Below are 16,757 nucleotides of genomic sequence, written 5' to 3'. Positions count from 1 at the left end.
CCTGGATGATCAAGGGGGCAAGGTGCTAGCCGAATTTGATCTGATCCAAGAATTCTTTACGACCGCTGCGGGGGACGGCGTTGCCCTTGGCGTGGGTGACGATGCCACCCTGTTGACTCCTTCGCCTGGCCAGCAGTTGGTGGTCAGCGTGGATACCTCTGTGGTGGATGTGCATTTCCCCGCCGATGCGCCGGCCCATGCAGTGGGCCACCGGGCGCTGGCTGTGGCTCTTTCTGATCTGGCGGCGATGGGCGCGCAGTCACGCTGGTGTCTGATGGCGCTGGCGCTTGATCAGCGCACCTGGAACGATACCGCTAGTGGCAGCGCCTGGATGCAAGCCTACTCAGACGGCTTTCTGGCACTGTGTAGACAGCATGACACCGGGCTGGTGGGTGGCGATATCACCGCCGGTCAGCTGGCGATCAGTGTGACCGTGATGGGCGAAGTGGCCAGTGGGCAGGCGCTGACTCGTCACGGCGCTCGCCCGGGGGATATCATTGCCGTGACCGGCGCCCTGGGGGGCGGGTCAGGAGGGCTTGCGCTCTGGCAGCAGGGCGAACGTGACCTTGAACATCCTCTATTGAAGCGTTACCTGCTGCCCACGCCACGTCTGGCGGCAGGTCAGGCGCTGACGGGGCTGGCTTCCGCTGCCCTGGATATCTCTGACGGCCTGCTGGCGGATCTGGGCCATTTGCGCCGAGCGTCAGGCGTGGGCGCCGAGCTTGATGCGGATGCCATCCCCCTGGCCGAAGGCCTGCCGGAAGCACTGGGGCTTTCAGGCGCACGGCAGGCGGCATTAAGCGGCGGCGATGACTATGAGTTGCTGGTCAGCATCCCGCAAAACCATTGGGTTGAAGCATGTTCAGCCTTAGCCAGCCTGGGCGTGCCCTTGACGGCGATTGGCCAATGTATCGACACGCCAGGGGTCAGCGGTGTAATGTCTGAAAGCCAGGATGGCTGGCAACACTTTGTGGGAGAAACGCCATGAATAAAGCGCCCGCGAGCGTTTGGCGGCGCCCCACGCATTTTTTTGCCTTTGGTTTGGGCAGTGGTGCCGTGCCTTTTGCCCCGGGTACCTTTGGTACCTTGGCGGCTATTCCCTTTTACTGGCTGATGGCAGATCTGCCCTTTGGCTGGTACATGGGAATTATCGTCGTCACCTTTATTGTGGGTGTATGGCTATGTGAAAAGACCTCCCGGGATCTGGGGGTTCATGATCATTCCGGGATTGTCTGGGATGAGTTTGTCGGCTATTGGATCACCATGGCAGCGGTACCGTTTTCCTGGGAGTCTGCGCTATGGGGGTTTGTGGTATTTCGCGTTTTTGATGTGTTCAAACCCTGGCCGATCCGCTGGGCTGACCGTCGTGTAGCGGGCGGCTTTGGCATCATGATTGATGATGTGATGGCCGGTTTGTATGCCTGGAGTACCATGCATCTATGGTTCTGGCTGCATTGATTCGTTTTGCCGTCTTGGCGGTGTTCCCAGGAGTGGCATCATGCGCAAGGAACGACTTGTTGTCCCGATAATTGCCTCGCTGGCTGCTTTATGGATGGCAGCCCAGTTGCTTTCCAGCATCCTGTTTGAACATAGCCTTCGCCAGGCACTGAATGGCCTGAATGCCCGTGGAGAATGGCGGATGCAGCGGGTGGAAAGCCACCCGGGCTGGCTTAATTCCCACGGGCGAATTGTGATTTCGCCGCTACTGGGACGGCCCTGGCGCCTGGAAGTCTCTTATCAGGCTCGCCATGGGTTATTGAGCACCGACGTTGAAGGCGCCTTGCTGCCCAGGCTGGATACCCAGTTGCAGCGGGCAGTGGGGGATGTATCCGTGCGTTCTTACCCACGTTGGCAGGGGCGCTATCACACCCTGGGGGGGCGTACCGAATTGCGCCTTGCGCTGGCGCCGCTGATTGTTGAACAAAATGGCCGTCAGTTGAATGTGCGTGGTGCCAGAATGGGTATTGAAGGCGTCTATGGCGATTGGCGTCTGAACGCCAGCCTGGATCAACTCACCTTTACCGACCGCGATGCCAGCCTGAAGATTGGCCCTGTCGAACTTAAAAGCCGCTATACCTACATTGAAGATGCCTACCACTTCAATCAGCGCGACCATCTGCATATCAGCACCTTGAACCTAGCTCACCCGGATCTTAACCTTAAAGTTGAACCCATTGATGTGCATAGTGAAATGCATCTGGATGAACGCGAGTTAAGCGTCACAGGCGAGCTTGTCATTGGTGATACCCTGTTGACTGAAGAAGCCCCGGATACACCCATTCTAAAGGGCAGAATTGCCGCCGAGCTGTCACGCATCAATGCCGATTCAGTGCGTCAGATATTTGCCAAGCTGCGCCAGGAAGCCGCCTGGGGCGATACTTCCATGCCTGTAGCCGATGGTTTGTTAACGCGCCTGGAGCCACTGCTGCTGAATGCGCTTCAGGATTCTCCCCGGCTGGATATCACTACCATCAACCTTGAAAGCCCGCTGCTCGAGATCAATGCCAGCGCGGAAGGTGCGCTATTTTTTGATGCCCGCGACCTTGAAGAGCTAAGCCTGGTGCATGCGGATAACGAGGCCATGCAGGCACGTTGGCGTTCCCGCCTGGATGGTGACATCACCTGGAATGATGCCCCATCGGTGGCTGCCCTGTGGCTAGGTCTGCCGATAGGCACGCGTTCATTGACGTTTGATCTTATCGCCGGAAGCTGGCGCGTCAACGGCCGCCCGCTACCTGAATTTTGAGTTGATGAAGGCTTTGAGTTGATAAAAGTCCTGGGTTGGCCTGCCTGATACCCTCTATTTTGTTAGTCCTCCTTGAAGTTTGCCATGCCTGCCCGCATTTTTTAGGCAACACCGGGCGGCGATCATGCCGCCAACTTATTGAATGGAGGGCGCATGAGCGACCAGGACTTCAATCATACCCACGATACTGACGAAAACGAGCATCACGCCAGTGATCGCGACGACAATACTGGCCAAGATAATGAAGGCCAGACAAGCGATGCCCCTGAATGGCTGGCAGAAGAGGAAACATCAGCCTATGAAGCGTCGTCGTCACAGGATTACCGCTCAGACGGTGAAAAAGTCAATTCACTGATCTCGGCAAGCGACGCTCTGCCTGAACGCATCTATCTGCTGCCTATTCATAATCGGCCGTTTTTCCCAGCTCAGGTTCAGCCGCTGGTCATCAACCGCGAGCGCTGGGAAGAAACCATGCGCCGGGTCGGCAATACTCCTCATCATACGATTGGTGTGGCCTTTGTTGGCGAGGCAGGCCTGGAGTCGCTCAGTGAAGACGACTTTCCTGAGGTAGGAACCGCCGTCAAGGTTCATAAGCTGAAAAGAGAGGACGAGCAGGTACAGTTCATTGCTCAGGGTTTGCAGCGTTTCAAAATCCAGCGCTGGCTATCCAGGAAACCACCGTATCTGGTCGAGGTCAGCTACCCCAAAGAACCCGTTGATGCGGAAAATGAAGAAACCCGCGCTTACGCCATGGCGATTATCAACGGTATCAAGGAGCTGCTGCCGATCAACCCCCTCTATGGCGAGGAGCTGAAGCATTACCTGAACCGCTTCAGCCCCAATCAGCCAGGGCCGTTGACGGACTTTGCCGCCGCGATTACCTCTGCCAAAGGGCCGGAGCTGCAGGATGTACTGGCCACCTTGCCGGTCAGCGAGCGGATGCAGAAAGTATTACCGCTGTTGCGCAAGGAAATCGACGTTGCCCAGCTGCAAAGCGAGATCAGTGAGCAGGTCAACGCCCAGATGCAGGAGCGCCAGCGGGAGTTTTTCCTGCGTGAGCAGCTCAAGGTCATTCAGCGTGAGCTGGGCATTTCCAAGGATGATCGTGAAAACGATGTGGATACCTTCCGTGCGCGCCTGGAAAACCTGACGGTTCCTGAGCGGGTTCAGGAGCGCATTGATGAAGAGCTGAACAAGCTGAGCGTGCTGGAAACCGGCTCACCGGAATACGGCACCACCCGTAACTACCTGGACTGGCTGACCTGCCTGCCCTGGGGCGTGACCAGTGATGACAAACTGGATCTGGCCCATGCGCGTACGGTGCTGGATCGTGACCATGACGGCCTTAAGGACGTCAAGGAACGCATCATCGAGTTTCTTGCCGAGGGTACTTTCAAAGGCGATGTCGGCGGTTCCATGGTATTGCTGGTTGGCCCACCGGGGGTGGGTAAAACCTCGGTTGGCCGCTCAATCGCCGAAGCTTTAGGGCGCAAGTTTTACCGCTTCTCGGTGGGTGGCATGCGCGATGAGGCTGAAATCAAGGGCCATCGGCGTACCTATATTGGTGCCATGCCGGGCAAGCTGGTGCAGGCCTTTAAGGAAGTTGAGGTTGAGAACCCGGTGATCATGCTGGATGAGATCGACAAGCTGGGCCAGTCCTATCAGGGCGACCCGGCGTCGGCCCTACTGGAGGTGCTCGACCCTGAACAGAATGTGGATTTCCTTGATCACTATCTGGATGTCCGCCTGGATCTCTCCAAGGTGCTGTTTGTGTGTACCGCTAATACCCTGGATTCGATTCCTGGGCCTTTGCTGGATCGCATGGAGCAGATTCGCCTGTCAGGCTATATCGCTGAAGAAAAAGTCGCGATTGCCAAGCACCACCTGTGGCCCAAACTGCTCAAGCGCGACAACCTGACCAAAAAGCGTATCAATCTCACCGATGCGGCTCTCAGGCAGGTGATTGAAGGTTATGCCCGGGAAGCCGGTGTGCGCCAATTGGAAAAGCAACTGCATCGGATTGTGCGCAAGGCAGCGGTCAAGCTGCTGGAAAACGACCAGCAAAGCGTCAAGGTATCGATCAATAATCTGGAGGAATTTCTCGGCGCGCCGATTTTCCGCAAGGAAAAAGTGCTTAAAGGCGAAGGCGTGGTGACCGGCCTGGCCTGGACTTCCATGGGTGGTGCGACCCTGCCGATTGAAGCCACTAAGGTGCATACTCTGGATCGTGGTTTCAAGCTGACCGGCAAGCTGGGTGATGTCATGCAGGAGTCGGCCAATATCGCGTACAGCTATACGCTGGGCCATCTGCAAGACCACGGCGCTGATGCGGATTTCTTCGATTCGGCCTTTGTGCATCTTCACGTGCCTGAAGGCGCTACCCCCAAGGATGGCCCGTCTGCCGGGGTGACGATGACCACCGCCTTGCTGTCTCTAGCCAGGCATCAATCGATTAATCGTCCCCTGGCGATGACCGGCGAATTGACGCTCACCGGGCAGGTTTTACCGGTCGGGGGTATTCGTGAAAAAGTGATTGCCGCCCGGCGTAGCGATATCTTCGAGGTGATTTTGCCCGAAGCCAACCGGCGCGATTATGCCGAGCTGCCGGATTACATTACCGATGGCGTTACCGTGCACTTTGCTGAGCGCTATCAGGATGTTGCCGATATCGTCTTTGCCTGATGCCGTACAGGTAACACGGCAATGATACGACTGAACGCCACCTTGGCCGGGTGGCGTTTGTCGTTCTGATAGCGTGGTGCTGGAACGTTAACAGCATTAAACGAAAGTAGTTGTCTCTTAACGTTAATCTGCTTAGGGTTGTTCACTGTTTTTAATAATTTGGTCGACAACGTTATTGATGCCTTGGCCGAACTGACAGTGATAACACGAGACAACTATGCGAAATAACCAGGCTGTGACAAATCAGGAATACCGTCTTGAAGAAGATGACGTGCTCATTTCACGCTCTGATCTCAATGGCGTGATAACTTACGCTAACCCTGCTTTTATCGCTGTCAGCGGTTATTCACATGCAGAACTGATTGGCGCCCCCCATAGCCTGATGCGCCACCCGGACATGCCTTCTGGCTTGTTTGAAGATATGTGGAAAACCCTGAAGGCAGGGCATACCTGGCAAGGCATACTCAAAAACCGCTGCAAAAACGGCAGTTTCTATTGGGTGCAGGCGACGGTGGCTCCCCTGCGTGATGCTGACCGGGTGGTGGGGTATACCTCAGTGCGTCGGCAGGCCAGTGAGAAAGATATCCGGCGTGCCGAGCGCGTGTATGCCGCCATGCTGCACAAGGGCAAGGTTCGTGGTATCAAGGTGGAAAAAGGGGTTATCCAGCGCACTGGCCTGGCGGGATGGCTGGGACGTTTCAGTTTCACCAGTATGCAGGCCAAGCTGATGGGCATGGTGTTGACGTCGGTCGTTTTACTGGCCATTGCCGGTGGTTTAGGAGTTTACGGTCTGGTGGTGTCGGGCGAGCGGCTGGCTCGGCTGAATCAGTCAGGGCTTGAGGATGTTGCCAGTCTGCAGTCAATTGAACGTCTAGTGAATCAGGCGGTGAATAACCTCGAACCTGCGGTACGCAACCCGCGCAGTGCTGACCTGGCTGCCTTGATGACCCACTGGGAAGCCAATAAGGAACGTATATTTTCTCACTGGCAGGGCTACAGCAATTCAGAGCAAACCTCTTTACCCGGCGTCGAACAATTCCAGCAGCAGCTGGAGCAATGGCGCACCCGTATTGATAATACCTATACGGCACTTGAAAACCGCGAAGGCTTTGCCGCATTTGAGCATTTCAATGACGGCGTTGTGCCTTTGCTCAGCGATATTCAGGCTTCGGCGGATACCCTGGTGGCCAACGAGCGCGAACTGGCAGGCAACCTGATGGCAGCGGCCGAAAGAGGGCAGCAGCAGATGCTGATTGCACAGGCAGGCGTGCTGGTAGTGGGAATTGGCCTCATGGTGTTGCTGAGCGTGTTGATTCTCAAGTCGCTGGTACGCTCACTGAATGACGCACGACGGGTTGCCTTTCAGATTGCTGCGGGTAACCTTGCCGCGCGAATTACTCAGGTACGTCAGGATGAACTGGGCGATCTGCTCAGTTCCATCCGCACCATGCGGGTATCGTTATCAGGTATCGTCAGTGAGATAGAGCAGCGTGTCCGTGTGGTCACACCTGCCGCGCAGCGGATCGCCAAGGAAAACGAAGATCTGGCATCACGCACTGAGCAGCAGGCATCCTCATTGCAGGAAACTGCTTCGAGCATGGATGAAATCACCGCGACCGTGCATCAGAACACCGATAACGCCCGCCAGGCCAGCAAGCTGGCCGTTGAAAATGCCAATGCCACGCGGGATACCGGCGAACAGATGCAGAAGTTGGTTCAGCGAATGGAACGTATCGCCGACCGTTCTGCAAAAATGAATGAAATTATCGGCGTGATTGATGGTATTGCCTTTCAGACCAATATTCTGGCCCTGAATGCCTCTGTAGAAGCAGCGCGGGCTGGTGAAGCAGGGCGCGGCTTTGCGGTCGTGGCCGGTGAAGTGCGCCAGCTGGCCGGCCGCAGCGCTGATGCGGCCAGTGAAATTCGCCAATTGATTGATGCCTCGAATAGCGAGATCAAGGGCGGCAGTGAAGCGGTACAGGAAGCGGAATCATCGATTGAAAAAGTCGTTGCCCAGGTGATGAAGGTGAGCGACCTGATGGAAGAGATCACTCAGGCCTCTGAAGAGCAAAGCAGTGGTATTGCCCAGATCAACACCGCTGTTGCCGAGATGGATGACGTCACCCAGCAGAATGCCAGCCGTGTCCAGTCGATTGCCGAGTCTGCCAGTCAGCTGACCCAGCAAGCCCATGAGTTGGCCAACGTAGTAGCGGCGTTCCGCGTTGAAGGCAGTGAAGAAGAAAGCGTCGAGAAAGCATTGCAGCGCCAGGAACAGCTGACGCAAAGTAAGGGGCCACTGGCGCTGTCCGCGCAGGCAGACAAGGCGCGTCCATCGTCGAGTACGATGCAGTCCTCAGCCAACGATCATGCGGACTGGGAAACCTTCTAAAGGCCACGCCTGGAAATGCACAAGCGGCGTTAATCGCTCACGGAATAACCAGCAAGGGGCTTTATGCACACAGCGATCAAGATAGGGCTCGTCGGCTACGGCTTTGCGAGCCAGACGTTTCATGCTCCGCTGATTCAGGCCACGCATGGCCTGGAACTGGTGGCGGTATCTTCCAGCAAGGCATCTGACGTACAAGCTGCGCTGGACGTTGAGGTTGAGCAGCAGGCAAAGGCGCTTTTCCAGCGCCCGGATATCGAACTGGTGGTGATCCCGACCCCGAACGATACGCATTTTCCGCTGGCGAAAGCGGCCTTGATGGCAGGCAAGCACGTAGTGCTCGACAAGCCGTTTACGGTGACGCTGTCAGAAGCCCGCCAGTTAAAAGCGCTGGCGGCGGATCAGCAGCGTCAGATATCGGTGTTTCATAACCGCCGTTGGGACAGCGACTTCCTTACCGTCAAGGCTCTGCTGCAAGCCGGCACCCTGGGGCGGATCACCGGGTTTGAATCCCGCTTTGACCGCTTTCGGCCCGAAGTGCGCGACCGTTGGCGGGAGAAATCCATTCCCGGTGGCGGTATCTGGTATGACTTGGGGCCGCACTTGCTGGATCAGGCTTGTGTGCTGTTTGGCATGCCCAATGCCATCCTGCTCGATCTGGGTACACGCCGGGAGGGTGCCAAGGCCGATGATGACTTTCTGGCCCTGCTCGACTATGACAGCTGCCGGGTCAGCCTGAGTGCGGGTACGCTAATGGCCGAACCAACCCCGCGTTTTCGCCTTCACGGCACCCAGGGCAGCTACCTCAAATACGGCCTGGATCCTCAGGAGGATCGTTTAAAAGCTGGCGAGACGCCCAGGCCGCAGTGGGGTGATGATTCCCCCGGTGCCCTGACGCTTCGCGAAGGGGAAGGTGAAGGCGCGCCACTGGTAAGTTACGCGCACCCCACTCAGGCGGGTGACTACCTGGCTTATTACCAAGGCGTGGCCGCGGCGATACGCGAGAACGCACCGTTGCCCGTCGGTATTGAAGACGCCCTGTGTAGCACGCAGCTACTGGAAGCGGGCATTGAAAGCCACCGCCAGCGCCGCTGGATACCACTGGTATAGTGCTCCGGCCCAGGCTCAGGCTTTCAGGCATCGGGCTCAGGAAGCAGCGTTTGGCGTCTTCTATAACAGAGTTGTGTCTTGACGCTGCTCATCGGCACGCAGTTTGTCCCGTGCTATATACAAGGCAGCAATGGCGCGGGCTTCGTGAAAATCCTCGCGCAATAGCAGGGCAGGCAGCTCTTCCAGGGCATGGGTTTCCACTATCAAGGGTTCCGGCTCGTCGCCGGGCAGGCGTTTGGGGTATAGGTCAGTGGCCAGCAGTACCTGCATCCGGTGGCCCATATAGTTAGGGGCCAGGGAAAGTTCGGTCAGTGGCTCGATACAATGGGCGCCAAAGCCGCATTCTTCCATCAATTCGCGGTTGGCCGCAGTGACAATGTCTTCGCCCGGGTCGACCAGGCCCTTGGGCAGCGAGAGAATATACTCCTCGAACCCGGCAGCATATTCACGAATCATCAGCACATGCTGTGGGTCCGGCATGGCCACTATCATGACAGCCCCCCGGCCACTGCCGGTCAGCCGCTCGAACGTGCGCTCTTCACCGTTAGAGAAGCGCAGATCAAGCGATTCCACCTCGAAAAGCCGGCTACGGGTCACCTTCTGGCAGGCAAGAACCTGGGGCTTCTGCAGGTATTGAGAGCCGTTTTGCGCATCGGCTGGCGACTGTTCTGACGGTGACTGTTCTGACGATGAAGAGGAATCAAAGGATGGCATCTGGGGCCTCCGTGGCTGGTTCTGGGGTAATTGCGGTACAATAACATTGTTTTGAATTCACGTTTTGATCCAGGCAGGAGTTGATATGATCGACTGGCAGACAATAGATACCGTGCTTCTGGACATGGATGGCACCCTGCTTGACCTGCATTTTGACAGCCACTTTTGGCTTGAGCATTTGCCGCGCCGCTATGTTGAACTGCACCAGCTTGATGAAGCCTCGCAAGCGCGATTGACGAAAGAGCAGCTGATCGCACGTATTACCGATATGCAGGGTACCTTGAGCTGGTACAGCCTGGATTACTGGAGCCAGGAGCTGGGGGGGGATATCATCGCCCTAAAGCGTGAGGTTCAGCATCTGATTGGCCTGCGCAGCGATGCACTGGATTTTCTTCAGTGGCTTAAAACCCAGCATCCACGGGTGATATTGGCCACCAATGCAGACCGGGCAAGCCTGGAACTCAAGCTGCCGCTGACAGGGCTGGAAAGCTATCTGGATGCGATCGTTTCTTCTCAGGATGTAGGCGCCGCCAAGGAGGAGCAGGCCTTCTGGTTCGCCTTGCAGGAAGTCGAGCCCTTTGACCCGGCCCGCACCCTGTTTATTGACGATAACCCCAAGGTATTGGAAAGCGCCCGTGAATTCGGTATTCGTTACCTGCTGGGGATCCGCGAGCCTGATAGTCAGCGTCCTGAAAAAGTGCTCAAGGAATTTGTGGCGCTGGATCGTTTTGCAGACCTGATGCAATCTTCATCGACTGCCTAGGAGTATTGCGATGAGTGATAGTGTTCGACTTGATAAATGGCTGTGGGCAGCGCGCTTCTTCAAGACCCGTGCCCTGGCCAAGAAAGCCATAGAAGGTGGCAAGGTTCAATACGACGGCGCGCGGGTAAAGACCAGCAAGAACGTCGAGCTGGGAGCGCTGATTCGCGTACCTCAGGGCTGGGATATCTTTGAGGTGGAAGTTATCTCGCTATCTGACCAGCGCCGTGGAGCGCCGGAAGCCCGCAAGCTGTACGCTGAAACCGAAGAAAGCGTCCAGCGGCGTAGTAAAGAAGCCGAAGCCCGCCGCCTGACCAATGAAGTGATGCAGCATCCGCTTAAGCGCCCGGATAAAAAGCAACGGCGTGATATTCAGCGTTTCCAGCGTCAGCAGGGCGAATGACACCCTCATCATCACCCTGCTGATGGCTGGTCTTCCACTCTTTTTTACCGGTTGCCTCTATGTCTGACCAAATCCAACGTTTCCTGTTTGACCAAACCAATGTGCGCGGTGAGATTGTCACTCTTGAGCAGGCGTACCGTGAAGTGCTTGACCGCCACGCTTACCCGGATGCCGTCAATGCGCTGCTGGGTGAATTACTGGCCGCCGTTGCGTTGCTGACGGATACCGTCAAGCTGGATGGCACCCTGAGCATCGAAGTGCGCGGTCAGGGTACGCTGTCATTGTTGATGGCCGAATCCAACCCTGGAGGAGAGCTGCGTGCCATTGCCCGGGTGGCCGAAAACGCCGCCTTGCCTGATGGCGAGGCGCCTTTCCGTGAGCTGGTCGGTGACGGCCAGATTGTCATCACTCTCGACCCTAAGGATGGCAACCGCTATCAGGGTATTGTGGCGCTGGATCATGAGGATCTGGCCGGGTGCCTGGAAGCTTATTTCAGCCAGTCTGAGCAACTGCCCACTCGGTTGTGGCTGGCGGCAGATGGCCAGCGAGCGGGGGGCTTGCTGTTGCAGCGTCTACCCAGTGAAGCGCAGAATCAGGACGTCGACGCCTGGGAGCGCAGCGTGCAGTTGGCCGCCACCGTCAAGCGCGAAGAAATGCTGGGGCTTGAGCAACGCGAGGTGCTTTATCGGCTCTACCATGAGGAGACAGTGCGCGTATTTGAACCCAAGGCGTTGCGCTTTGGCTGCACCTGCTCCCGTGAGCGGATGGCTAACGCCTTGCTCACGCTGGGCGCCAAGGAGCTGCGCGATATCTTGGCCGAGCAGGGCGCCATAGATACCCAATGCCATTTCTGCCACACGGAATATCACTACACCGCCGCCGAAGTCGAAACTCTTTTGGAAGACCCGGCGGCACCGGCCCCGACCATTCACTAGAAATGTAGTCGGGGATGAATGCCACCCAGCACCGAGCGTCCACCGATAAGCCATTGGATAATCAATTGACTTAGCGGTTCTAACGAACAGTTGTTTTAACTCGGTGTTGCGCTGCAACACAAAATATTGTGGTAGTGTTGTAGTTTAACTACAAAATATTTGCCTTAAGCCCCCATTTTCCGGGGGCTTTCTTTTTGTCATAATGCACGCGATTTTAGCGTACCCGACCTGGTCAAGCCGGTCGGGAATGTTTTTTGCAGGCGTCGGAGACGCCGGGTAAACGGATAAATGGCCTAAGGCCCAGGAATCGACATGACCACGACTCAAGCTGCTCCTCAAGCCCACGTAAACCTGAACACCGCCGAGTTGATCGAGCGCGCTGTGGCTCGTGGTGAAGGCCGTCTGTCGGCGAACGGTGCTCTGGTAGTGAGTACCGGCGAACGCACCGGCCGCTCACCCAAGGATCGTTTTATCGTCGATGAACCATCGACCCGCGACAGCATCGACTGGGGCAGCGTTAACCGTCCGTTTGACGCCGACAAGTTCTCTGCACTGTGGGCGCGGGTCAATGATTATCTGCAAAGCCATGATACCTTCGTTTCCGAACTGCACGTGGGCAGTGATCCGGAGCACTATCTGCCCGTACGGGTGACCGCCGAAACGGCTTGGCACAACCTGTTTGGCCGCACCATGTTCGTGCGCCCTGAGGTGTATAACCCGAGCGCCAAAGACGCCTGGCAGATTTTCAACGCACCGCATTTTGTCTGTGAGCCAAGCCGCGATGGCACTAACTCCGATGGCTGCGTGATCATCAACTTTGCTGAGAAAAAAGTCCTGATTGCCGGTATGCGCTATGCCGGTGAAATGAAAAAGGCCATGTTCTCGGTTCAGAACTACCTGCTGCCGGATGCGGATGTGCTGCCCATGCACTGCTCGGCCAACGTTGGTGAAGACGGTGAGACCTGCCTGTTCTTCGGACTCTCCGGCACCGGTAAGACCACATTGTCAGCAGACCCGGCGCGCTATCTGATCGGTGATGACGAGCACGGCTGGGGCGATGACACTGTGTTCAACATGGAAGGCGGCTGCTATGCCAAGTGCATCGACCTGTCCGAGAAAAATGAGCCGGTTATCTGGAACGCTATCAAGTTTGGCACCGTGCTGGAAAACGTGGTGCTGGATGATCGTCGCGAGCCGGATTACGCCGACGACAGCCTGACCCAGAATTCCCGAGCGGCCTACCCGCTGGAGCATATTGAAAAACGTGTACCGGAAAACCGTGCCGGTGAGCCCAATGCGATTGTCTTTCTGACCTGTGATATGTCAGGCGTGCTGCCGCCGGTTTCCGTGCTCTCCAAGGAAGCCGCTGCCTATCACTTCCTGTCGGGTTACACCGCCAAGGTGGGTTCTACTGAAATGGGCTCTTCCGAAGGGCTGGCAGCGACGTTTTCAACCTGCTTTGGTGCTCCGTTCTTCCCGCGCCCGGCGCGCGAGTATGCTGACCTGCTGATCAAGCGCGTTGAAAAGAAGGATGCCCAGGTTTATCTGGTCAACACCGGCTGGACCGGCGGTGCCTACGGTGAAGGCGGCTCGCGCTTCTCGATCCCCACCACCCGCGCGATTATTACCGCTATTCAGTCCGGCGTTCTGCGTGATGTAGACACCAAGCAGATTGATGGCCTCAACCTGCAGGTGCCTGTGGCGGTTCCCGGCGTTGATTCCAGCCTGCTTGACCCGCGTGAAACCTGGCAGGATAAAGAAGCTTACAACCGTCACATGAAGGAACTGGCCACCAAGTTTGTTGATAACTTCAAGAAGTTTGAAGGTGTGAATGAAGCGATTGTCCAGGCTGGCCCGCAGCTGACCTGAAAGGTCGACCGGCTAACGTGTACAAAACTAGCATGTACAAAATAGTTGGCCTGTAGAACATTAGGTAAGCGATGTGGTCTCAATGGGGGAGTGCTAAGGCGCTGCCCCATTTTTGTTTATTAACATCTGGAGTCTTGTCTTGATGAAACGTCGTCACTTTTTGGGTCTTGCCGGGCTGACAGGCCTGGCCGGGATGCTGCCAGGGGTTTCGTTTGGCTTTCCGCGTGTAAAACTGGAGGCTGCCCCAGGGCTTGAAACCCTTGAACTTACTGAAGCTCAGTGGCGTGAACGACTTTCCGACAAAGCCTTTTACGTGCTGCGCGAACACGGTACCGAGGAGCCTTTTTCAAGCCCCCTGGATGGAGAATGGCGCGAGGGTGAATACCGCTGTGCCGGATGTGATCTGGTGCTGTTTACCAGTGCCATGAAATATGACTCTGGTACAGGCTGGCCGAGCTACTTCGAGCATGTGGAAGGGCATATGCTCAGCCAGCTCGATTTCTCGTTGATCTGGCCCCGGGTGGAATATCACTGTGCCCGCTGCGGTGGCCATCAGGGGCATGTGTTTGATGATGGCCCTGAACCCACCGGTCTGCGCTGGTGCAATAACGGGGCTGCCTTGCGTTTTGTCCCGGCCTGAGGCGTTAAGGCGCTGATTGTGATACCTTGACGGCTTTATCAAAGCTGCATGAGATTGTTGCGATATATGGATGTCAATCAGCGTATTCTCACCCGCTTGGCGGATGAGCTCGGTGTTCGCCCCCAGCAAGTGTCGGCCACAGTAGCCCTTCTTGATGAAGGTTCGACCGTTCCGTTTATCGCGCGTTATCGCAAGGAAGTGACCGGCGCACTGGATGATATCCAGCTACGCCAGCTGGAGGAGCGCCTGCGTTACCTGCGCGAACTGGAAGAACGCCGTGCTGGCGTGGTGGCCGCCATTGAGGAACAAGGCAAGCTGACGCCCGAGCTGGCCCGCCAGCTAGACGCCGCGGATACCAAGCAGCGTCTGGAAGACTTGTACCTGCCCTTCAAGAAAAAGCGCCGCACCAAGGCGCAGATTGCCCGTGAGGCTGGGCTTGAGCCGCTGGCTGATGGGCTGCTGGCCAATCCGTCATTAACCCCGGAGCGTGAAGCACAAGCCTATCTGCGCCCGGCAGACGGTGACATTGCCGCCATTGAAGATGCCAAGGCCGCCTTGGATGGTGCCAAGCAGATTCTGATGGAACGCTTTGCTGAAGACCCCGAGCTGATTGGCCAGCTGCGTGAACGGCTGTGGCAGGAGGGCGAACTGAGCGCCCGGGTGCTTGATGGCAAACAACAGGAAGGCGCCAAGTTCTCCGACTATTTCGAGCATGATGAAAAGCTCGCCAAGGTGCCATCGCACCGGGCATTAGCCATGTTCCGTGGCCGCAATGAAGGGGTGCTTGGCTTGGCGATTCGCCTGCCGGGTGAAGAGGAAGCGCCAGTTCATCCCGCACAGGTAGCGATTGCCCGCCAGGTGGGCGTACGTGATGAAGGGCGCCCGGCTGACAAATGGTTGAGTGAGGTGGTGCGCTGGACCTGGCGGGTCAAGCTTTATACCGCGCTTGAAACCGAGCTGCTTGGCCGTCTGCGTGAACAAGCCGAGTTGACCGCCATTGAGGTCTTTGCCGCCAACCTCAAAGATCTGTTGCTCGCCGCACCCGCCGGGCAGAAAGTGACCCTGGCGATTGACCCCGGCCTGAGAACCGGTTGTAAAGTGGCGGTGGTGGATGCCACCGGCCAGTTTGTCGATCAGGCAACGATTTATCCTCACGCCCCTCAGAAGCAGTGGGATCAGGCGTTGGCTGAACTTGCCCGCCTGGTCAAGAAGTACAGCGTCTCACTGATTGCCGTAGGCAACGGTACCGCCAGCCGCGAGACCGATAAACTGGCCGCTGAGCTGGTCAAGCGGATGGCCCCTGAACAGCGCCTGAGCAAGGTCATGGTGTCTGAAGCCGGCGCCTCTGTGTACTCCGCTTCAGAATACGCCTCCCGCGAGCTGCCGGATCTGGATGTCACCGTGCGGGGCGCCGTGTCCATTGCTCGCCGCCTGCAGGATCCGCTGGCCGAGCTGGTCAAAATCGAACCCAAATCGATTGGCGTGGGCCAGTACCAGCATGATGTTTCTCAGCTACAGCTTTCAAGATCCCTTGAAGCGGTGATTGAAGACTGTGTCAATGCGGTGGGTGTTGACTTGAATACGGCCTCCAGCGCCTTGCTCTCGCGGGTTGCCGGCCTTTCAGCTACGCTGGCAGAAAATATCGTTGCCCAGCGTAATGCCAAAGGAGCTTTCAATAGCCGTAAAGAGCTGTTGGAGGTCAGCCGTCTGGGGCCCAAGACATTCGAGCAGTGCGCAGGTTTCTTGCGTATCAGTAATGCCGAGAACCCCTTGGATGCCAGTGCTGTTCACCCTGAAGCCTACCGCCTGGTAGAGCAGATCGCCAAGCATCAGGGCCGCGATGTGAAAGGCCTGATAGGTGATAGTGCCACGTTGAAAACGCTCAAGCCCGCCGACTTTGCCGATGAGCGCTTTGGGGTATTCACCGTGACCGATATTATCGCCGAGTTGGATAAACCTGGCCGTGACCCGCGCCCTGAGTTCAAGGCAGCCGAGTTTCGTGAGGGGGTTGAAACCCTGAAAGATCTAGAGCTAGGCATGGTACTGGAAGGCACGGTCACCAACGTGACGCATTTCGGCGCCTTCGTGGATATCGGTGTTCATCAGGATGGTCTGGTGCATATCTCGGCGCTTTCCGAGCGTTTTATCGACGACCCGCGCAGTGTGGTCAAGGCGGGCGATATTGTTCATGTCAAAGTAATGAGCGTGGATATACCGCGCAAGCGGGTAGGGCTTTCCATGCGCCTGGATGATCAGCCTGAACAGGCTTCAGGTGAGGCGAACCAGCGCCCCACGCAAACGCATAGCCGCACTGCTAACGAGCGTGGCCAGCGTAAGGCTGCCAAGGTAACTCCGGAGCCAGCGGCGGTCGGTGCACTGGGGGCAGCGCTTTTAAAAGCGCGGCAGGATAAGTAACCCGTTCGAGGTATTTTCGTTCAACATGAATGCCGATAGCGTAATACTATTGCCAGCTTGCCTTGATTGTTTGACTAATGGCGCCATATCCTGCGCT

13 protein-coding genes are annotated in these 16,757 nt (G+C 56.9%); 12 read left to right on the top strand and 1 reads right to left on the bottom strand.

The features are described 5' to 3' along the window. Window positions 1–22: 22 nt before the first annotated feature. The 6 genes from thiL to OR573_11715 all read left to right on the top strand — a co-directional run bounded on the left by thiL (window position 23) and on the right by OR573_11715 (window position 8,924). Entirely contained in the window at window positions 23–988 is a 966-nt protein-coding gene (gene thiL, locus OR573_11740; GenBank protein ID XGA79167.1) for a thiamine-phosphate kinase, read from the top strand. Further along, complete coding sequence (locus OR573_11735) at window positions 985–1,458, top strand: phosphatidylglycerophosphatase A (GenBank protein ID XGA79166.1); 474 nt, start codon at window positions 985–987, stop codon at window positions 1,456–1,458. Before thiL ends, OR573_11735 begins: the two co-directional genes overlap by 4 nt. Window positions 1,459–1,498: 40 nt before the next feature. Next, window positions 1,499–2,746 (top strand): DUF945 family protein, encoded by a 1,248-nt coding sequence (locus OR573_11730; GenBank protein ID XGA79165.1) that lies wholly within the window; start codon window positions 1,499–1,501, stop codon window positions 2,744–2,746. A gap of 153 nt (window positions 2,747–2,899) precedes the next feature. Beyond that, complete coding sequence (lon, locus tag OR573_11725) at window positions 2,900–5,428, top strand: endopeptidase La (GenBank protein ID XGA79164.1); 2,529 nt, start codon at window positions 2,900–2,902, stop codon at window positions 5,426–5,428. A gap of 217 nt (window positions 5,429–5,645) precedes the next feature. Beyond that, window positions 5,646–7,817 (top strand): methyl-accepting chemotaxis protein, encoded by a 2,172-nt coding sequence (locus OR573_11720; GenBank protein XGA79163.1) that lies wholly within the window; start codon window positions 5,646–5,648, stop codon window positions 7,815–7,817. 63 nt (window positions 7,818–7,880) lie between these two features. Continuing rightward, entirely contained in the window at window positions 7,881–8,924 is a 1,044-nt protein-coding gene (locus OR573_11715; GenBank protein ID XGA79162.1) for an oxidoreductase, read from the top strand. 60 nt (window positions 8,925–8,984) lie between these two features. Here OR573_11715 and nudE read toward each other — a convergent pair whose 3' ends face one another. Next, complete coding sequence (gene nudE, locus OR573_11710) at window positions 8,985–9,638, bottom strand: ADP compounds hydrolase NudE (protein ID XGA79161.1); 654 nt, start codon at window positions 9,636–9,638, stop codon at window positions 8,985–8,987. Between the two features lie 85 nt (window positions 9,639–9,723). Here nudE and yrfG point away from each other — a divergent pair, with 85 nt between their 5' ends. The 6 genes from yrfG (at window position 9,724) to OR573_11680 (ending at window position 16,660) form a co-directional block, all read left to right on the top strand. Further along, window positions 9,724–10,401 carry a GMP/IMP nucleotidase gene (gene yrfG / locus OR573_11705; protein ID XGA79160.1) on the top strand — a complete coding sequence of 226 codons (678 nt, stop codon included), beginning with the start codon at window positions 9,724–9,726 and terminating at the stop codon, window positions 10,399–10,401. A 10-nt stretch (window positions 10,402–10,411) separates the two neighbouring features. Further along, window positions 10,412–10,801 (top strand): ribosome-associated heat shock protein Hsp15, encoded by a 390-nt coding sequence (hslR, locus tag OR573_11700; GenBank protein XGA79159.1) that lies wholly within the window; start codon window positions 10,412–10,414, stop codon window positions 10,799–10,801. Window positions 10,802–10,860: 59 nt separating this feature from the next. Continuing rightward, window positions 10,861–11,736 (top strand): Hsp33 family molecular chaperone HslO, encoded by an 876-nt coding sequence (hslO, locus tag OR573_11695; protein ID XGA79158.1) that lies wholly within the window; start codon window positions 10,861–10,863, stop codon window positions 11,734–11,736. Between the two features lie 312 nt (window positions 11,737–12,048). Next, window positions 12,049–13,605 carry a phosphoenolpyruvate carboxykinase gene (locus tag OR573_11690; GenBank protein ID XGA79157.1) on the top strand — a complete coding sequence of 519 codons (1,557 nt, stop codon included), beginning with the start codon at window positions 12,049–12,051 and terminating at the stop codon, window positions 13,603–13,605. 142 nt (window positions 13,606–13,747) lie between these two features. Then, entirely contained in the window at window positions 13,748–14,245 is a 498-nt protein-coding gene (msrB, locus tag OR573_11685; GenBank protein ID XGA79156.1) for a peptide-methionine (R)-S-oxide reductase MsrB, read from the top strand. A gap of 66 nt (window positions 14,246–14,311) precedes the next feature. Beyond that, window positions 14,312–16,660 carry a Tex family protein gene (locus OR573_11680; protein ID XGA79155.1) on the top strand — a complete coding sequence of 783 codons (2,349 nt, stop codon included), beginning with the start codon at window positions 14,312–14,314 and terminating at the stop codon, window positions 16,658–16,660. Window positions 16,661–16,757: the final 97 nt, after the last annotated feature.

The organism is Halomonas sp. CH40, assembly GCA_041875495.1.
GTDB lineage: Bacteria > Pseudomonadota > Gammaproteobacteria > Pseudomonadales > Halomonadaceae > Vreelandella.
The sequence above is the reverse complement of the archived record's forward strand: the minus strand, read 5'-3'. Positions and strand labels throughout refer to the sequence as shown.